Annotated in this window: 2 rRNA genes (1 of these 2 running past the window's edge); both read left to right on the forward strand. The window is 56.1% G+C overall.

Annotated elements, in window-relative coordinates:
• Positions 1-2,540: ribosomal RNA gene (locus Q1B04_RS19870) — 23S ribosomal RNA — on the forward strand (it extends 351 nt beyond the left edge of the window).
• Between the two features lie 117 nt (positions 2,541-2,657).
• Positions 2,658-2,769 (forward strand): 5S ribosomal RNA (rrf, locus tag Q1B04_RS19875).
• The last annotated feature ends 105 nt before the right edge of the window (positions 2,770-2,874 follow it).

Genomic DNA, 2,874 nt, shown 5'->3' on the forward strand with positions numbered 1-2,874 from the left:
ATAGTCCCGTGTGCGTAAGCTGCTTGGCCCTAGTGGCATCCTGAGTAGGGCGGGACCGGAGAAATCCCGCCTGAATCCAGCGGCACCATCCGCTAAGGCTAAATACTCCTGAGAGACCGATAGTGAACCAGTACCGTGAGGGAAAGGTGAAAAGCACCGTGAATAACGGGGTGAAACAGATCCTGAAACCGTGCGCTTACAAGCGGTCGGAGCTGCTTTGTGCAGTGACGGCGTGCCTTTTGCATAATGAGCCTACGAGTTACTCCTCCCTGGCAAGGTTAAGTGTCTTGAGACACGGAGCCGCAGCGAAAGCGAGTCTGAACAGGGCGCGCAGTCAGGGGGGGTAGACGCGAAACTTTGTGATCTACCCATGGGCAGGATGAAGGCTGGGTAAAACCAGTTGGAGGTCCGAACCAGTTTACGTTGAAAAGTATTTGGATGACCTGTGGGTAGGGGTGAAAGGCCAATCAAACTGAGAAATAGCTCGTACTCCCCGAAATGCCTTTAGGGGCAGCGTCGCGGTGGAGTCTGGTGGAGGTAGAGCTACCGATAGGACTAGGGGGAGTCAAATCCTACCGAATCCTGACGAACTCCGAATGCCACCAGATATACGCGGCAGTGAGGCTTGGGGTGCTAAGGTCCCAGGCCGAGAGGGAAAGAACCCAGACCGCCAGCTAAGGTCCCTAAATTTAGACTAAGTTGAACAAAGGGGGTCCACTTGCTTAGACAGCCAGGAGGTTGGCTTGGAAGCAGCCATTCCTTTAAAGAGTGCGTAACAGCTCACTGGTCGAGCGAGAGGGCATCGATAATAATCGGGCATCAAGTCTAATACCGAAGCTGCGGATTGTATTTATACACTGGTAGGGGAGCATTCCAGCGGCGACGAAGGCGTCCCGGCAAGGGGCGCTGGAGCTTCTGGAAAAGCAAATGTAGGCATAAGTAACGATAATGCGGGCGAGAAACCCGCACACCGAAAGACCAAGGTTTCCTGATCAACGCTAATCGGATCAGGGTTAGTCGGGTCCTAAGGGCGAGGCGAAAGCGCAGTTCGATGGACAGCTGGTTAATATTCCAGCACCGGCCATGCATAGCGATGCGGTGACGGAGAAGTGAAAGGACCGCGCACTGACGGAATAGTGCGCTTAACGCCGTAGGTATTGGACCGGTCGTGAAGTACGCCGGACTAGCCGAAAGCGGAAAGTACGCCGACCCCTCGGGGGAGGCGAGTGTCCCTAACCAGGCTCCCGAGAAAACCCGCTAAGTGTTTGACTGCATGGCCGCCCGTACCGCAAACCGACACAGGTGGTCGAGGAGAGAATCCTAAGGTGCTCGAGTGAATCACGGCCAAGGAACTCGGCAAAATGACCCTGTAACTTCGGGAGAAGGGGTGCTTCCTCCAGCGATGGAGAAGCCGCAGTGAAAAGGCCCAGGCGACTGTTTAACAAAAACACATGGCTTTGCGAAATCGAGAGATGAAGTATAAGGCCTGACACCTGCCCGGTGCCGGAAGGTTAAGAGGGGATGTCAGCCGCAAGGCGAAGCATTGAATCGAAGCCCCGGTAAACGGCGGCCGTAACTATAACGGTCCTAAGGTAGCGAAATTCCTTGTCGGGTAAGTTCCGACCTGCACGAATGGTGTAACGATCTGGGCGCTGTCTCAGCCGTGAGCTCGGTGAAATTGTAGTCTCGGTGAAGATGCCGAGTACCCGCAACGGGACGGAAAGACCCCATGAACCTTTACTATAGCTTAGCATTGACGCTGGGTAACTCATGTGTAGGATAGGCTGGAGAATGTGAAGCGGCGTCGCCAGGCGTCGCGGATTCGTCCTTGAAATACAGCCCTTGAGTTGCTTGGCGCCTAACCTCATACGATGGGGGACAGTGCTTGGTGGGTAGTTTGACTGGGGTGGTCGCCTCCAAAACAGTAACGGAGGCTTTCAAAGGTGCCCTCAGCACGCTTGGTAACCGTGCGCAGAGCGCAATAGCATAAGGGCGCTTGACTGTGAGGCCCACAAGCCGAGCAGGGTCGAAAGACGGATATAGTGATCCGGTGGTTCCGCATGGAAGGGCCATCGCTCAAAGGATAAAAGGTACTCTGGGGATAACAGGCTGATCTCCCCCAAGAGCTCATATCGACGGGGAGGTTTGGCACCTCGATGTCGGCTCGTCACGTCCTGGGGCTGGAGAAGGTCCCAAGGGTTCGGCTGTTCGCCGATTAAAGTGGCACGCGAGCTGGGTTCAGAACGTCGTGAGACAGTTCGGTCCCTATCTGTTGTGGGCGTAGGAGATTTGAGGGGTCCTGACCTTAGTACGAGAGGACCGGGTTGGACGAGCCTCTGGTGGACCTGTTGTGGCGCCAGCCGCAGCGCAGGGTAGCTACGCTCGGACGGGATAAGCGCTGAAAGCATCTAAGTGCGAAACCCGCCCCAAGATGAGATCTCCCTTGAAGGGCCGTGGAAGACGACCACGTCGATAGGCCGCAGGTGTAAAGGCAGAAATGTCACAGCCGAGCGGTACTAATTGCCCGGGCGCGTCCGGTACGGTTTGCCGGCCCGCCGCTCTCACCTCTTTCTTTGTCTCTCCCCCACATTCATGTCTATACAAGCATTGCATATTCATAGCAACAGGCACAAGTGCGACCAAGACCGCACCAAGGCAATGGCGGCTATGGCCCCGGTGAGCACCTCTTCCCATTCCGAACAGAGCAGTTAAGCCCGGGAGCGCCGATGGTACTGGGGTCACACCCGGGAGAGTAGGTGGCCGCCAACCCACCAAAGGGGGGCAGCAGGAGAAATCCCGCTGCCCCCCTTTTCCTTTTTCACACCACAACATACCCAAAAGCTGCGGCAGCCAGGGTTGCCCGCAGCAGCAGAA

Origin of the sequence: uncultured Pontibacter sp. (assembly GCF_947495565.1) — a bacterium.
In the GTDB taxonomy this organism is placed as follows: domain Bacteria; phylum Bacteroidota; class Bacteroidia; order Cytophagales; family Hymenobacteraceae; genus Pontibacter.